Raw genomic sequence first — 16,677 nt, 5'->3', positions numbered from 1 at the left:
ATCTTGATGGGTGGTGGTTTATATCCAATTAAATGAAAGACAAGAAAAGATAATAGATATCGTGAAAACAAGTCAGCCAATAACTGGGGAGGCAATAGCAAAAAGATTAAAGCTTACAAGGTCTACTTTAAGACCTGATTTATCCATACTTACTATGTCAGGAATATTAGATGCACGCCCAAAAGTCGGGTATTTCTATACGGGGAAAACTGCGTTGAATTTTATATCTGAAAGAATAGAAAAGATCAAAGTATCGAAAGTGAAATCCGTTCCTGTGGTAGTTGATGAAAATACAAGTGTATATGATGCTATAGTTACTCTTATGGTTGAAGATGTTGGAACATTATTTGTTACTTCCGACGGATTTTTATCCGGGATAATATCAAGAAAGGATTTTTTAAAAAATGCAATAGGGGGAATTGATTTAAACAGGATACCTGTAGGAATGATAATGACTCGAATGCCTAATATCATAGTGACTTTTTCAAATGATAGCATATTGGAAGCGGCGTCAAATATAATAGAACATGAAATAGACTGTTTACCGGTGGTTGAAGAAGTGAGGACTGAAAAGGGAGAAAAGAAATTTAAGGTTGTGGGAAGAATATCTAAGACAACAATTACAAGGATTTTTGTTGAACTGGGAAAGGATATTTAGGAGGAAAATTAATGGAAAATAATATAGTTCTGTATGTCTTGTCAGATTCCGTAGGAGAGACGGCGGGGCAGGTGGCAAAGGCAAGTATAAGTCAATTTAGTCCGGTAAAATATGAAGTGAGAAGATTTCCATATATAAATGACGAGGATCAAATAAATGAAATAATTGATGAAGCGAAATCAGAAAAAAGTGTTATTATTTTTACTATTGTCATCGAAAGATTAAGAAAATTTGTAATGGAAAAATCGGCTGAAAATAATATTCCTGCAGTGGATCTGATGACCCCTGTTTTGGATTCTATTGAAGATGTATTGGGATACAATCCGAAAAGACAAGCGGGATTAATACGTAGGTTAGATGCAGAATATTTTAAAAAAGTAGAAGCAGTGGAATTTGCAGTCAGATATGATGATGGAAAAGATACCAGAGGAATTAAAAAAGCCGATATAGTACTGATTGGAATTTCGAGGACATCGAAGACTCCTTTAAGTATGTATTTGGCTCATAAAAATTTCAAAGTTGCAAATGTTCCTTTAGTTCCTGAAGTACCTCCACCTGATGAATTATTTGAGAAGGATCCAAGAAGAGTATTTGGACTTATTGCAAATCCGGAAAAATTGAATAAAATTCGCCAGGAAAGATTAAAGACTTTAGGCCTCAATAATAATGCCAATTACGCCAACCTTGAGAGAATAAAAGAAGAACTTGAATATTCTAAGAGGATAATGGGAATGATTCAATGTAAAGTAATAAATGTTTCCGATAAAGCAGTAGAAGAAACATCAGGCTTTATAATTGATATAATGAGAAAAAATTTTGGAGAAGAATTAGAGCAATGAAGTGCTGAAAAAATCAGCACTTCATTGTTTTTTTAAAAAAATTTACATTAAAATGGTATAAATAATAGAGGATTATGGATAATTATGTTGTATATATTTATATAATATAATCTTAAAAATATTTATAAATGAGGTATATAATTTTATGAATATTAGAATGGAAACAGAAAATATTGAAAAGAAAATATTATCTCAATATGCAACTCTTAGCATTAACACAAAAGGAAGAAAATATGAAGAAAAGAAATGTGAGATAAGAACGGATTTTCAAAGGGACAGGGATAGAATTATCCATTCGAAGTCTTTTAGAAGGCTTAAACATAAAACTCAAGTGTTTATAGCACCGGAAGGAGACCATTACAGGACAAGACTTACCCACACTTTAGAAGTTTCCCAAATATCGAGAACTCTTGCCAGAGCGTTAAGATTAAACGAAGATTTGACAGAAGCTATTGCATTGGGTCATGATTTAGGGCATACCCCTTTTGGTCATACAGGAGAGAAAGTGCTGAATTTTCTTCATCCTAAAGGATTTGAACATAACGTCCAAAGCCTCAGAGTGGTAGACTATCTGGAACATGAGGGAAAGAAAATAGGATTAAATTTAACTTTTGAAGTAAGAGATGGGATACTACATCATACGGGAGAAGAATTGCCTATGACTCTTGAAGGAAAGACGGTGAGGTTTGCCGATAGAATTGCTTATATAAATCATGATATTGACGATGCCATAAGGGGAAATATCATATCGGATGAAGATTTACCGAAAGATGTTATTGATGTTCTCGGTAAAACCCATGGAGAAAGAATAAATACTATGATTGTGGATATTATTAATAATAGCATTGGTAAAGATGAGATTTCTATGAGTAAGAATATAGGGGAAGCTACCGAAAAATTGAGAAATTTTATGTTTCAAAGGGTATATTTAAATAAAGATGCTAAATCTGAAGAGAATAAGGTAGAATATATAATTACTCAAATATATAGATATTATTTAAAACATTCGGAAGAACTTCCAGAAGATAAAATGGGAATATACCAGAATAGCCTAAATCCCATAGAGGACAGAGTATGTGATTATATTGCCGGAATGACTGATAAGTATATATTGAATGTGTTTTACAGTATTTTTATACCGAAACCTTGGGAAAAACTTTAAAAAAGAAGGAATATAAATCTTTATGTCGAATATAAATAAGGGTTTTTTGCTTTTCCACGAAAAATCGGAAAATTAGGGTGATAATTATGTCAGATTTCATAAATGAAAATATATTAGAAAAGATAAAAGAAAATAATGATATATTAGATGTGGTTTCTCAATATGTCCATCTAAAAGGGACAGGCTCTAATTATGTAGGACTCTGTCCCTTTCATAGCGAAAAGACTCCATCTTTTACAGTATCTCCATCTAAAGGAATCTTTCACTGTTTTGGGTGTGGGGAAGGGGGAGATGTAATCAGTTTTATAATGAAAATAGAAAATCTGTCTTTTGTTGAAGCGGTAAAATTCTTAGCTGACAAATCAGGAATTTATATTGAAGAAAAAGATAAACCAATGGAGAAGGAAAGGAATAGATTATTTCAAATAAATAGGGAATCTGCTTATTTCTTTTACAGAAATTTAATGAATAACACCGATGCCAGGAAATATTTATATAAAAGATCCATATCTGACACTACTATTAATTTATTTAAGTTAGGCTTTGCTCCTAAAAGCTGGGATAGTTTAGAGAAGTATTTAAAAAGCAAGGGGTATAAGGAATATGAAATTGAAAAATCGGGTTTAATAATTAAAAGAAAAGATAAATCAGGATACTATGATGAATTCAGAAATAGAATAATCTTTCCCATATATGACAGAAAAAATAGGATAATAGGCTTTGGAGGAAGAGTTATCGATGACAGTCAACCTAAATATTTAAATTCTCCGGATTCTTTAATATTTTCCAAAGGACATAATTTATTTGCAGCAAATCTGTTGGAGAAAAAATCACATAATGAAAGGATAGTATTGGTTGAAGGATATATGGATGTTGTTTCTTTATTCAATAAAGGAATTTTTTATGCTGTAGCAAGTTTAGGAACAGCCCTGACGAAAGATCAAGGAAAGCTATTATCTAAACTTGGGGATAATATATATATATGCTACGATGGAGATGAAGCAGGTCTTAAAGCAGCAGATAGGGCTATAGATATATTGAAGCAAGAAGATATAAAGGCAGAAGTAATTGTCCTTGCCGATGGAAAAGATCCAGATGACTACATTAAAAGTTATGGAAAGGAAAAATTTGAATCTTTGTTTGAAAATGCTTTGGACTATATTGAATATAAAATATTTTTTTATGAACGAAAATATAATTTAAATGATACCGAAGAAAAAATAGCTTTTACAAGGGATGTAGGAAAATTTTTAAAGGATGTAAAAAGTCCCATTGAATTGGATGCTTATATGGAAAAAATATCTCAAAGGACCGGTATATTAAAAGAAGCTATTAAAAAAGAAATTTTTGGATACAATTTAAATATTGAGAACAAATCAATTGTTAATAATAGGTATATTAATAAAAAATATAAAAATAATAAGGATAATATTGTTCCTGTTGTAAGTATGCTTCAACCAGCTCGTTTAGAAGCTGAGCGTACTATTGTCAAATTAATGGTTAATAATAGAAAGGTATATGAAAGAGTTAAGAATTTTTTAAAACCGGAAGATTTTGTTGATGAAGATTGCAAAAAATTAACTTTTTTCTTATTTGAAGTTTATGAAAAGGAAAAGGATATAAATACCAAAGAAATTATTAAAAAATTAGAAGGAAAAACGGATGTTCGTATAGAAAATATACAAAAGATAATTCATATGGACCCTAAGATTTTACCTGAAAACATGGGAACGATAGTTGAAGATTTAATTGAAACTATTGTTACTTCTAAATTAAAAATGAGAAGAAGTTATTTAATAGAAAGGATTAGTAAATTGGATTCTAAAAATGATAAAAAAGAAAATGATAAAGAGATAGTGAAAAAATTATGCAAAGAATTATTGGAATTGGACAGGGAATTGAAGCTACATCAATAGTTTTGTTGAAAGGAGGGAATTGCGATGAATCATTTAGAAAAGGAAGAAAACAAAAAAAATGGCTTGGAAGCTGTTAAAAAATTAGTAAGAAAAGGTAAAAAAAATGGGATGCTCACTTATAAGGAAATAATGGATAGTTTAGAAGATATAGATATAGATACGGAGCAAATTGATGAGATATATCAAAGATTAGAAGATATGGGGATAGATATAGTCGGCGATAAAGAAGCAGATTTGCTCTTAGAAAAGGATGATGTAGGAGAAGATGCTGAAGAACTGAAAGAAGAAGATTTATCCCTTCCCAAAGGAGTTAGCGTAGATGACCCTGTGAGAATGTATTTAAAAGAAATAGGTAAAATTCCTCTTTTGACTGCGGAGGAGGAAATAGATTATGCTAAGAGAATGGCAGAAGGAGATGAAGAAGCTAAGAAAAGGCTGGCAGAAGCTAATTTGAGGCTTGTAGTAAGTATAGCCAAGAGATATGTAGGAAGAGGAATGTTGTTCCTTGATTTGATACAAGAAGGCAATCTGGGCTTAATGAAGGCAGTTGAAAAATTTGATTATAGAAAGGGATTTAAATTCAGTACCTATGCGACCTGGTGGATTCGTCAAGCTATAACACGTGCTATTGCCGACCAGGCAAGGACTATCAGGATACCTGTTCATATGGTAGAAACCATAAATAAACTGGTAAGAGTTTCAAGACAGTTGGTTCAGGAATTGGGGAGAGATCCTCTTCCAGAGGAAGTAGCCAAAGAAATGAATATGGATGTGGAAAAGGTAAGAGAAATTATGAAAATTGCTCAAGAACCTGTTTCATTGGAAACTCCTATAGGGGAAGAGGAAGATAGCCATTTAGGCGATTTTATACCGGATGATGAAGCACAAGCACCAGCCGAAGCGGCTACTTATACTCTTTTAAGAGAACAATTGGTAGATGTTTTGGATACTTTGACGCCGAGAGAGCAAAAAGTCTTAAGATTGAGATTTGGGTTAGATGATGGAAGAGCAAGGACTTTAGAAGAAGTGGGAAAAGAATTTGACGTTACAAGAGAGAGAATAAGACAAATTGAAGCCAAAGCTTTAAGAAAATTAAGACATCCCAGCAGAAGCAAAAAATTGAAGGATTTTTTGGAATAATTGAAGATTCGCTATAGCGAATCTTTAATTTTATAACTAGTGAAAGGAGAAAAATATGAAATTATCCCCAAGACTTACTACTATATTAAACTTTGTTCCCCATAATTCAATAGTAGGGGATATAGGCACGGATCATGGATATATACCTGTGTATTTGATTTATAACAGAATAAGTAAGAAGGTGATAGCTACAGATATAAGTAAGGATTCCCTTGATAAGGCCAAAGATTATTCAAAGAAATGCGGACTCGAAAAGGATATTGAGACCAGGGTAGGAGATGGGCTGGAAATATTAAAACCCTTTGAAGTTGATACTTTAATAATAGCAGGTATGGGAGGGCTTCTTATAAATGAGATATTGGATAAGGGAAAGAAGATAACGGATAGTGTAATAAATTTTATATTTCAACCTATGGGTGCTTCTGATGAACTGAGAAAGTATCTGATCAATAACAATTTTAAGATAATAGATGAAAGATTGGCAAGAGAAGGAGATAAATATTACGAAATAATATTTGCGCAAAGAGGCAAATCTTATATTAGCAAAGATATATATTATGAAATAGGAGAAAAGCTTTTTATAAATAAGGATCCCTTGTTAAAAGAATTTATAATAAAAAAAATAGAAGAATATGAAAAGATAATTAAATACTTGAATTTAGGGTCCTCTGAAAAAAGTCGGGAAAGGGAAAAATTTCTTCAAAATAAAATCGAAGATTATAAGGAAGTGATCAATTATTATGAAAGCTTATGAAATAATTAATCTGATGGATGAATGGGCGAAACCTTACTATATTGATAAATGGGACAATACCGGATTTCAAATCGGAGACGGGAATAAAGAAATAAAAAAAATAATTTTATCCTTGAATATAGATGATGTTCTTTTGGAAAAGGCTCAGAGTGCAGGGGCAGACATGATAATAACTCACCATCCGATTATTTTTAAGCCTATAAATAATATAATTTCTTCAGATTATAAAGGAAGATTAATAATGAATATAATTAAATCAGATATAGTTGTATATAATGCTCATTCAAATTTGGATATTTGTAAAAACGGAGTAAATGATAGACTGGCAGGTATTCTTAACTTAAAAAATTCTGAGGTGCTGTCTTCTTTATATCAAGAAAAATTTTATAAATTAGTTGTATTTGTCCCCGAAGGGTGTGAGGAAAAAATAAGGGATGTCTTAGGAAAGGCAGGAGCAGGATGGATAGGGAATTATAGTAATTGCACTTATAATATTGACGGTATGGGAACTTTTTTACCCTTAGAAAATACTCATCCCTTTATAGGTCAGAAAAATGTTTTGGAAAGGGTTAAGGAAAAAAGAATAGAGACAATAGTAAGGGAAAGAGAAGCTGACAGGATAATTGAAGAGATGATTAAAGCACACCCCTATGAGGAAGTTGCTTATGATTTGTATCCTTTAGAAAACAAGGGAGCGGATTATGGTTATGGAAGAGTAGGAGATATAGAAGAGATATCAATGAAGGCGTTAATTGAAGAAATTAAAAGAAAACTGACTGTGAAAAATATCAGAGTATATGGAGGTGAAAATAAGAAAATAAATAGAATTGCAGTATGCGGAGGAAGTGGAGGAGATTTTATCTATGATGCCTATAGAAAAAATGCACAGGTTTATATAACGGGAGATATTAAATATCATGAAGCACAGCTGGCAAAAGAATTGGGATTGATTTTAATAGATAGTAATCATTATGATACTGAAAAAATAATACTCCCCGTTATAAAAGAATATATTTTAGAACATACAAATGAAAAAATAGAAGTTGATATTAGTGATATTAACAGTTATGGTTTTCAAGAGTATTAAATATGGAGGTGAAATGTATGAAACAAATTGAATTTTTGTGGGAATTACAACAGCATGAACATAAATTTAACTCCATAAAGAAGAAATTGGAGGATTTAGCGAGAAAAGGCCATATTAATAATATAATAATTGAACTAAAGGGTATAGAATCAAGCTTAAAGGAAAAGAAAATTACCATATTTGAAAATGAAAAAAGAATTAATAAGAGCAATAATCAGTTAAAAGAGCTGACTTTTAATCAAGATGAAATTGAGAAAAATTTGTATAACGGAACTATTACCGATTTAAAGCAACTTCATTATATGGATATGGAAAGCAAAAGAATAAGGGAAGAAATTAATAAATTGGAAACGGATACTTTGGAAATGATGGAAGCCATCGAAGAATTTAAGCAAGATATAAAGAATATGGAGGACCAATATGCGTCAGTTAAAAAAGACTTTGAAGAAAAGGTTAAGGAATATAATGCTGCGACTGATCAACTAAGAAAAGAAGCTAAAGAAGAAATGGATATTATATATAACATAACATCAAAAATTGAAAAAAATATTTATGATCAATATGCTTTGATAAAGAAAAATAAAAGGTATGCAGTAGCAAAGGTTTCAAAAAATGAATGTAGCGGATGTCATATGATAATCCCCTTTTATATATTAGAAGAACTTAAAGGTGAAATAAACATAGTTTGCTGTGAAAATTGTGGGAGAATACTGTATTATAACGGAATTAACGAGGATATATAAAGAATAAAAAATAAAAATTTCCATATATTATATTTGCATTAAGCATGATTTTGTGCTATAGTGTTAATGCTAATAAATTAAATAATTTGAGTAAGTCAGATAGTCGCGTGTAATTTACATGAGGAAAGTCCGAGCTCCTTAGGGCAGGATGCTGGGCAATACCCAGTGGGGGTGACCCCAAGGAAAGTGCAACAGAAATATACCGCCAGAGCCCTTTTTCGGCAACCATACTGAATTTGTGGTGAGAGCAGTGAAATGTGAGACTGACTGGCAAGGATGGAAAGGCGAGTTAAAAGCTTCACCAGCAATTAGGCGACTAATTGGCTCTGTAAACCCCATCTGGAGCAAGACCAAGTTAAGGATAAATAGAGCAGTGGCCCGCTGCTTTCCTAATGGTAGGTCGCAAGAACCTATTGGCAACAATAGGTCATAGATAGATGGCTATCTAATACAGAACTCGGCTTACAGACTTACTCGAATTATAAAACACAACACAAGGGGACGGTTCTCTTGTGCTATTTTTTTGTTGCAGTAAAGCTAACTTTAATAAATTCTAATTAAAATTGTTATAATAAATGCAGTTTTCAACTTGCAAAAACATGTTTACATTCATCTTATTAATTTTAATTTTTTACTAATATTATTAAAATATATAATATCTTTTTTAATGATAAAAACTTCTTAATTTCAGAATATAAACAATTAATCATTTTATGCCTCCTGTTAGCTCTATATACATCTAAGTCTCCTTTCTATTTTTTATTACAAATTGTAAATTCAGGTATGATTTAATTATATTTAATATTAGGCTATAGTGTAAGTGTTTTAACTATAGCCTAATATTATCAAAAATACTTATTATTTAGAATTCATATCGTAATTAACCCGAATATGTGAATTCAATTTCTTATGAGATGTACCACTCATTCCTTCCACTCCTTGTATAATTTTAAAGAGATACAGCTCCAAGGACTTGAAACAATAACCATTATAATGTTCTAATTATCATGCCACTCATATGGAATTGATTTGTAAATGGCATTTGTCATAGGTACACCTTTATTCTTATTAGAAAGTATGCAATAATACGTAAAATCTCCTCCGCCTGTTTCCACTTCATAACGTCCATTCACATATTCTGCATATACCCTTGGAAAAGAAGTATCATATTCGTAATCATACAAAACCACGGAAAATGGTTGGTCTGCCCATGCTACAAAACTTCCACTGGGGAATGCATAGTTAGTATAAGTAAAATTAACAGTTCCGCTCCAATCCCAGGTATAATTTTCCCATTCAATTTCCGTCGGTTTACTGGTTGCATCAGGAATTATAATCTCAAAATTATCTTCCACCTTTTCAACATCTGTATCACCTTTATATACATTTATAAAATGACCTGTTTTTTTGTCTCTTAACGTATATTTTATCTTTTCTTCTTCCGGACTTCCTGATTTTTCATTTTCATAAACTATTCCCTTATAAACCTTTATGCTTCGCCCTTTATCGTTTGTTAATGTATAAGCCGCTTTTTTTTGTTCACTTTCCGACTTATCATTATTTAGTATATTGGTTGCATTAACAGTGGTAATGGTTGTAAGCAGTAAAGTTAATGCTAATAACAATGATATTTTTTTAACTTTCAAACTATCTCCTCCTATAATATAATAGTAGTGTGTCAAACATAAAAACTTATTTAGGTATCAAACCTTGTTTTGAATCTTTACATAATAATTATCTTATTTAAATTCATGGGGCTTTGCTCTAATATATAACATAATTTTCACCTCCATAATTAGTTTTTGTTTGCAGTTATTTTATAGGTACAAATCATTTATGGCGTGCTTTTATAAATTTTGTAGTATTAGTACTAATACTAATAAGTTATATAATCCGAAGTAACAGCAGGACTTTATAAAACATTACCTTCAGAGCCCTTAATTTCTACTAAGGATTTAAATCTATATTCTATTTCACTTGTTCCAAGACGTGCCATTCGATTCACATGAACTTAATTCTGTAACCGTTTCTTCTCTTTTATTAACTCAAATCTTTAAACTCTACAGCTTTCGGAAGTAGCTACAGCCCTTTCACCATCTACAGTTACTACAACTTTAGTACGGTATCTAACACCCGATGACCCTGTGTAACTCTTCGATAAAAACACGTTACCGGTTCCACTGAAACTCCATGAAGTTACACTTGTCCAACTTCCAGAGCTGTATTTTTCTAAATACATTGTTCCCCTAATTGATCCTGAAGAACTTTTAGCTTCTATGTATACTTCTGGGTAAAGAGTAGTACCATCTACTGAAATGTATGGCGAAATATCACTGATATTGGCCCAAAGTGGAGTAATCACCCGAGAGCTTACACTTGTTAACGTTTGTTCTTGCGGTTCTATTGCATAAGCGGTATTTGCTACACCACTTCCTAATACTAAAATAATGGCTATTGCTATTGTTCCAATTTTTTTTAGTTTCATAAAAAATCCCCCCCATTGTTATTTATTTTTAATTTCTTATCTATATAACGTATGGAGAGGAAAAAAGGGACATGTTTTTTTAATTATTTTGAAATATTTTCTGCAATTTTTAGTATCTCATCTTTATTTAAATTCCCTGAAATGCGGCATTCAATTCTGTCTTGTTGCCATATTAAGTAGGTCATTTTATCAGTTTGCCATGTATATGCTTTAGATTCTTTAAAGTTAAATTCTTCCATTCTAACATTTTCCGTATCATAATACGATTTGCCATAACCGGATGAAGTAAATAATATAGTTAACTTTTGATTATCCTTTGCTGAGTAATTATAAATTAACATTTTTCTTCCTTTTTTAGTATCTTCCAGTTCAAATCCTTTGGGAATATAATTAATCTTAAGTGACGTTAGTTCGACTGAATTATTATCTTCTTCTGCACCTTGATGTGTAAATATGCTGAATTTCGGAAATGTTTCAATTACCCAATCAAAGAATTTTTCACGTGCTTCTGCATTAACTGCCAAAACAGCAGAGAAACTTATGATGCATACCAGTATAAAAATAGCTGCTCTTTTAGCTATTAATCTGAATATTCTGGGAAGACTTTGTGTAATCTTAATATCTTTCAGTTTTCGCCTGAAAGTATTAGAATAGTTAGGTTTGTGTAATATTTCCATATTATCATAGCCTTTCATGTTTTCGGTAAGTGCTAATTGACAAGCCTCTTTCATAGATTTATCATCAACCCATGAATTTTCCAAGCCCATAAAGCGTGATAACATTTTTTGTATATAACGTAATTTGCTTTTAGCATTTTCTATTTCCAGTATCTTATTTGTTTCAGAAGGGGTATTATTAAAACAATATCGAAAGAAAAGAATGCTGCGATATTCAAAGGGCAATAGGCCTATTTTCCGAGCTAACTGATTAATTTGTTCAGCAGATAATGATTGATATACTATTTTGCTAACATCTAATTCGGCTATCTTTTGCAGTTCAACCTGCAAAGATAATTCGCACACATCTTTCATAATATTTTCAGTTGTATTGGGCATTGTTCTCACCTTCCTCATAATATAAACGTAATTTTTTTAAAATACGTTGACCGCGTTTTTTTGCTGCTTCCTCGGTAATATCTAAAAGCTCCGAAATATGTTTAAAACTCATATTATTAACAAAACGTAAGTAAATAAGATTTTTCTCTTCATCAGAAAGCCTATTAACACAAGAAAGTAATTTTTCTTTATTTGCTGTTTTTAAGTATTCTTCTTCGGTATCACAACTTTTATTATTGTGATCAAAATAATCCACATCTTCTACATAAACGGTTTTCTTACGTTTTCTTATAATATTCATGGTTTCATTCTTCAATATTATAACGCAGTAGGGTTCTATTTGGGGACATGGTAAAACAGAAATTTTTTCTATATGATCTGTAATCTTTAAAAATGTTTGTGCTACGGCTTCTTCCGCATCACAATGAGACCTCAATATATTAAAAGAAATATTATACATTTTCACATTCATTTTTGAAAAAATCCTATTGATCAGATCTTTTTCATCGTTTGATATTACACCTAAAAGTATAACTATCAAAATATTTCACCTCCTGTAAAATCAGTCATATACTAATTATTGCCTACCAAACAGTGCTCCATATTTTGGATAATTTTATTGTATCAGAAAATTCTCCTTTTTCAAAGTTTAGGTACTGAATAGTTTGTTACCTACAAAAACTCAGACTGAAAATAAACTTTTTCAACCCGAGTTTTGTTCGTTTTTAACTTTAAAGCCGTTGCATATAGTCAACAAGCCTTATTTGCCTTTTAATCCATTAATTTATTTAAAACATATTATTTTATTAAAACTAATCCATAGCAGTTTTTTTCACCTTCTCTATTTTTTAAAACACCAATCGGAAAGCCGTTCATCTTTACGGTTTCATATACATCTATGCCACAGGATTCCATTGAAGGTCTTGCTTCTGAAGGATGCTTACATTTTTCCATATTACATTTTTCACATAGTTGACAAGGACCTGCGCCGAATCCCAAAGCCTTGTAATATCCCGACAAGAAAAATTTTTTTTCTAATTCCACTATAATTTTGGCTGTGGAAGAGAGATCAGATTTACATTGAACGAGTATTGCCCAATCATAACAATCGACTATTTCTTGCATTTTCTTATAGGTTGGAGTATTTGGGGGACAACAGAGATTTGAATTGTAATTACTGCAGCCGTATTTACATTTCATTATGGTCCATGGAGCAGTTTTTATGGTATTTGTATTGATTACCTTTGCATCATAGGCCCCCAGTTCTTTTGCATCTTCAATATATCGAAATAAGTTTTTTCCCATATAACATGCCTCCTAAAAAAAATAACTACTATCATATTAACATACTAATATTTAATCATGCAAGAAGGGTGTAAAGACAATCTATATTGATACATATTAGGAATTGTGTTATTATTTATATGCTAATAAACTGAAATCATAATAGACGTAAGGAGTTGTAATTATGTTGAATTTGTTTTCCAGAACGGAAATGCTTATAGGAACGGAAGGAATAAAAACACTTAAAAATAGTAAAGTAGCTGTGTTTGGTATAGGAGGAGTCGGTTCCTATACGGTGGAAGCTCTTGCACGATGTGGAGTTGGTAATTTAGTACTTATTGATGATGATGATATTTGTTTAACCAATATAAACAGGCAAATTCATGCAACTATAAAGACGGTAGGAAAAGCAAAAGTAGAAGTTATGAAGGAAAGGGTTCAGGATATAAATCCTAAAGCCAATGTTACGGTTTATAAGGAACTGTATAATAAAGATAGCAATGAAAAACTTCTTAAAGGGGATTATTCCTATGTAGTAGATGCTGTAGATATGGTTTCGTCAAAATTGGATTTGATTGAAAACTGTAAAAAAAAGGGTATAGATATAATAAGCTGTATGGGAGTAGGAAACAAATTAAATCCTACAATGTTAGAGGTCAGTGATATTTATAGTACTTCGATATGTCCTTTGGCAAAAGTAATGAGGCGAGAACTTAGAAGAAGAAATATCGAAAGCTTAAAGGTGGTTTATTCTAAAGAAATTCCTTTAGTTCCCAGAAATGAGGGGGGAAATTGTAAAACGGAATGTATATGTCCCAATAAGAAAAGAACTTGTGCAGCAAGAAGACAAATTCCTGGGAGCATATCTTTTGTTCCGTCGGTAGCAGGACTGATTATTGCTTCCGAAGTGGTAAAAGATATTTTGGGAATAATAAAAGAAGATTAAACAAACTTTATATATAGTGGCAGGGGTGATTTTTTGAATAATAAGGATGAGAATAGAAAGAAATTTGTTTTTAAAGAAATTATAGAAGGTCCTAAGGGGAAACTTTTAAAAGGTTTATTTGCTGTGACAATATTGGTGGTATTGATCTATGAACTTAAGGGAGAAATAAGAAAAATAAATTTTCTTCAAACTCTTAAAATATTAAGGAACCTTGATGATTCGGCGATAATATTAATTTTTTTGTCCGGTGTGGGAGCTATTTGTTTTACGACTTTATACGATTTTATGGTAAATAAATATTTTTCCTTAGGAATAAATTTTAAGAAGATGTTTGAAATAAGTTGGATTTCCAATTCAATAAATTTGTTCATAGGGATGGGCGGATTACCGGGAATGAGCGTAAGAAGCGTATTATATAAAAAAGAAGGTATAGAAACAAAGAAAATTATAAAGTCAAATGCTTATATCCTTATATCTAACATAACGGGACTTTCAGTGTTGATTCTTCTGGGAATTTTCAAAGTTTATGATTTTTCTCAATTTTTAGAGGGAAGAAAGTGGTATTTTTTAATTTTATTAGCCTTTGTAATGTACATACCTTTATATTTTTTTATCGATAAAATTCCTTTTTTAAAGAAAAAAATATTTGAAGATAACGAACCAGTTTCAAATAAATTTAAATTTCTTATGATATGTTCTTCCGTAGTAGATTGGATAGCAGCCACAGTTTTTTTCTGCGGAATTAATATGTATTTTTCAAGAAATATTTCTATGATGAAGATAGTTCCTTTGTATTTAATCGGAATAACCGTAGGACTTATCAGTTTCTTGCCAAGCGGAGTCGGAACATTTGATTTAACGGTACTTGCCGGATTAAAACAGATTGGAGCAAGTCCTGAAAATGCCTTGGCAGCAATATTATTATATAGACTATTTTATTATGTATTGCCCTGGGCTTTTTCCACTTTAGTATTTATAACAAGGATTGTTCCAAATAAAAGAAAGGATAAGAAGAATGGAACAAAAAAAATTGGAGGAGATCTTGGAGTAAAAGCTTTATCGGGTATGGTTATTTTTTCAGGTATGGTTTTGATATTATCTGCGGCAACTCCCGCAGTAATGACCCGATTTAAAATAGTCAGAAGTTTTCTGTCTATGCATGTTCTCAGATTTTCTAAAGAAACATCCGTAACCATCGGCATTATACTTTTAGTACTTTCCAGGGGAATAAAGGATAAAGTGAAAATTTCATATAATCTTACCCTTTCTTTTTTGATATTAGGAGCATTGATGACTTTCATAAAGGGGTTGGATTATGAAGAGGCTACAATATTGATTGTCATAACTGTAATGCTTTATTTGTCCAGAGATTGTTTTTACAGAGAAACTGCTCCGGTAAAATTTAAAGAAGTTCTTGGCTTATTTATCGGAACTGTGGTTGTGAGTTTTATATACGTATTTATAGCCTATTCTTTCCATAGACATCTTCCTTTTATTCATAGAGTATATAAATTCAGAATACTTTTTGAAACAGCAGTCATTCTTTCTGTAGCATGGGTTATATTGGGAATTTATTTACTGACCAGAGTTAAAAGAAGAAAGTTTTATTACCCTACAGAAGAAGACCTGGATAATTTAAAAGAATTTTTAAAAAATCATAAAGGAAATATAATGACTCATTTATTGTTTTTAAAGGATAAATATTTTTATTATACAACAGATAGGGAGATGCTTATACCATTTGCCGCGGCTAAAGATAAGCTGGTAGTGTTGGGAGAACCTATAGGTAATCAGGATAAACTGAAAGAATCCATAGTGGAATTCCGAAAATTTGCGGATACTTACAAATTAGTTCCTACTTTTTATGAAATATCCGATAGAAATTATTCCGTTTATCATGATTTAGGATATGAGTTTTTTAAACTTGGAGAAGAAGCGACTATCGATTTAATTAGCTTCAATCTCTCAGGAAAGAAGAAAAAGGATTTAAGAATTGCTAAAAATAAGGTGGAAAACGGAGAACTGGATTTTCAAGTGATCTATCCTCCATTTTCCCAGGACTTTGTTGAAGAACTAAAAGAAGTATCGGATGAATGGCTTGGCCGTAGAAAAGAGAGAGGGTTTTCTGTGGGATGGTTTGATGAAGAATATTTAAACCGTACTCCTATAAGTATTATAAAACGTGAGGGAAAGATTATAGCTTTTGCTAATATTATGCCTCTTTATGATGATGAGACTATATCCATTGATTTAATGAGATCTAAAAATGATATTCCCTCGGGAACCATGGATGCTTTATTTATATATCTTTTTCAATGGGCTAAAGATAATAATTATAAGAAGTTTAATTTGGGAATGGCTCCATTGTCCGGAGTAGGCACGAATGTATATTCCTTTAATGAGGAAAAACTGGTAGGGCTTCTTTATCAGCATGGAAAGAAATTTTATTCTTTTGAGGGATTAAGAAAATATAAAGAAAAATTTCAGCCAAATTGGGAAAATAGGTATTTAGCTTATCCTAAGGAATTAAATATTACAATATTTCTTCTTGAGCTTGTAAAGTTAACTTCATATGTAAATAAAAATAGAACCAAATAGATAATTTTGC

The 16,677-nt window shown here is 31.4% G+C and carries 15 protein-coding genes and 1 other RNA gene; 11 read left to right on the top strand and 5 right to left on the bottom strand.

Annotated features, from left to right (window positions below; all coding sequences use genetic code 11):
* The first annotated feature begins 10 nt into the window (after positions 1-10).
* The 9 genes from EQM13_RS11335 (at position 11) to rnpB (ending at position 8,780) form a co-directional block, all read left to right on the top strand.
* The gene (locus EQM13_RS11335; protein WP_306341338.1) at positions 11-658 is read left to right on the top strand and encodes a helix-turn-helix transcriptional regulator; all 648 of its coding nucleotides are present in this window, start codon (positions 11-13) and stop codon (positions 656-658) included.
* A gap of 11 nt (positions 659-669) precedes the next feature.
* Entirely contained in the window at positions 670-1,497 is an 828-nt protein-coding gene (locus tag EQM13_RS11330; protein WP_071139020.1) for a pyruvate, water dikinase regulatory protein, read from the top strand.
* A gap of 145 nt (positions 1,498-1,642) precedes the next feature.
* Positions 1,643-2,659: a deoxyguanosinetriphosphate triphosphohydrolase gene (locus tag EQM13_RS11325; RefSeq protein WP_071139021.1), complete on the top strand. Its 1,017-nt coding sequence runs from the start codon at positions 1,643-1,645 to the stop codon at positions 2,657-2,659.
* An 86-nt stretch (positions 2,660-2,745) separates the two neighbouring features.
* Positions 2,746-4,575: a DNA primase gene (gene dnaG, locus EQM13_RS11320; RefSeq protein WP_071139022.1), complete on the top strand. Its 1,830-nt coding sequence runs from the start codon at positions 2,746-2,748 to the stop codon at positions 4,573-4,575.
* A gap of 24 nt (positions 4,576-4,599) precedes the next feature.
* Positions 4,600-5,715: an RNA polymerase sigma factor RpoD gene (rpoD, locus tag EQM13_RS11315; protein ID WP_071139023.1), complete on the top strand. Its 1,116-nt coding sequence runs from the start codon at positions 4,600-4,602 to the stop codon at positions 5,713-5,715.
* Between the two features lie 55 nt (positions 5,716-5,770).
* Complete coding sequence (locus EQM13_RS11310; protein ID WP_071139024.1) at positions 5,771-6,469, top strand: tRNA (adenine(22)-N(1))-methyltransferase; 699 nt, start codon at positions 5,771-5,773, stop codon at positions 6,467-6,469.
* The gene (locus EQM13_RS11305) at positions 6,456-7,556 is read left to right on the top strand and encodes a Nif3-like dinuclear metal center hexameric protein (protein ID WP_083381755.1); all 1,101 of its coding nucleotides are present in this window, start codon (positions 6,456-6,458) and stop codon (positions 7,554-7,556) included. The genes EQM13_RS11310 and EQM13_RS11305 overlap by 14 nt, the downstream gene beginning before the upstream one ends.
* 17 nt (positions 7,557-7,573) lie before the next feature.
* Positions 7,574-8,299: a zinc ribbon domain-containing protein gene (locus EQM13_RS11300; protein ID WP_161567232.1), complete on the top strand. Its 726-nt coding sequence runs from the start codon at positions 7,574-7,576 to the stop codon at positions 8,297-8,299.
* Between the two features lie 87 nt (positions 8,300-8,386).
* Positions 8,387-8,780, top strand: an RNA gene (gene rnpB, locus EQM13_RS11295) — RNase P RNA component class A.
* A gap of 517 nt (positions 8,781-9,297) precedes the next feature.
* Here rnpB and EQM13_RS11290 read toward each other — a convergent pair.
* The 5 genes from EQM13_RS11290 to EQM13_RS11270 form a co-directional block, all read right to left on the bottom strand.
* Positions 9,298-9,945: a hypothetical protein gene (locus EQM13_RS11290; RefSeq protein ID WP_128752710.1), complete on the bottom strand. Its 648-nt coding sequence runs from the start codon at positions 9,943-9,945 to the stop codon at positions 9,298-9,300.
* A 407-nt stretch (positions 9,946-10,352) separates the two neighbouring features.
* Complete coding sequence (locus tag EQM13_RS11285; RefSeq protein WP_114218066.1) at positions 10,353-10,784, bottom strand: cell agglutination protein Mam3; 432 nt, start codon at positions 10,782-10,784, stop codon at positions 10,353-10,355.
* An 83-nt stretch (positions 10,785-10,867) separates the two neighbouring features.
* Positions 10,868-11,815 (bottom strand): DUF4367 domain-containing protein, encoded by a 948-nt coding sequence (locus EQM13_RS11280; protein WP_206172687.1) that lies wholly within the window; start codon positions 11,813-11,815, stop codon positions 10,868-10,870.
* Positions 11,816-11,822: 7 nt separating this feature from the next.
* Positions 11,823-12,380 (bottom strand): RNA polymerase sigma factor, encoded by a 558-nt coding sequence (locus EQM13_RS11275; protein WP_128752708.1) that lies wholly within the window; start codon positions 12,378-12,380, stop codon positions 11,823-11,825.
* Between the two features lie 257 nt (positions 12,381-12,637).
* Positions 12,638-13,144: a DUF2284 domain-containing protein gene (locus EQM13_RS11270; RefSeq protein ID WP_128752707.1), complete on the bottom strand. Its 507-nt coding sequence runs from the start codon at positions 13,142-13,144 to the stop codon at positions 12,638-12,640.
* 163 nt (positions 13,145-13,307) lie between these two features.
* Between EQM13_RS11270 and EQM13_RS11265 the strand changes: the two genes are divergently transcribed.
* Both EQM13_RS11265 and mprF read left to right on the top strand, forming a co-directional pair.
* Positions 13,308-14,069: a tRNA threonylcarbamoyladenosine dehydratase gene (locus tag EQM13_RS11265; protein ID WP_128752706.1), complete on the top strand. Its 762-nt coding sequence runs from the start codon at positions 13,308-13,310 to the stop codon at positions 14,067-14,069.
* A 33-nt stretch (positions 14,070-14,102) separates the two neighbouring features.
* Complete coding sequence (mprF, locus tag EQM13_RS11260) at positions 14,103-16,667, top strand: bifunctional lysylphosphatidylglycerol flippase/synthetase MprF (RefSeq protein WP_161567230.1); 2,565 nt, start codon at positions 14,103-14,105, stop codon at positions 16,665-16,667.
* Positions 16,668-16,677: the final 10 nt, after the last annotated feature.

This window comes from Acidilutibacter cellobiosedens (genome assembly GCF_004103715.1).
Taxonomy (GTDB): Bacteria; Bacillota; Clostridia; order Tissierellales; family Acidilutibacteraceae; genus Acidilutibacter; species Acidilutibacter cellobiosedens.
The sequence above is the reverse complement of the archived record's forward strand: the minus strand, read 5'-3'. Positions and strand labels throughout refer to the sequence as shown.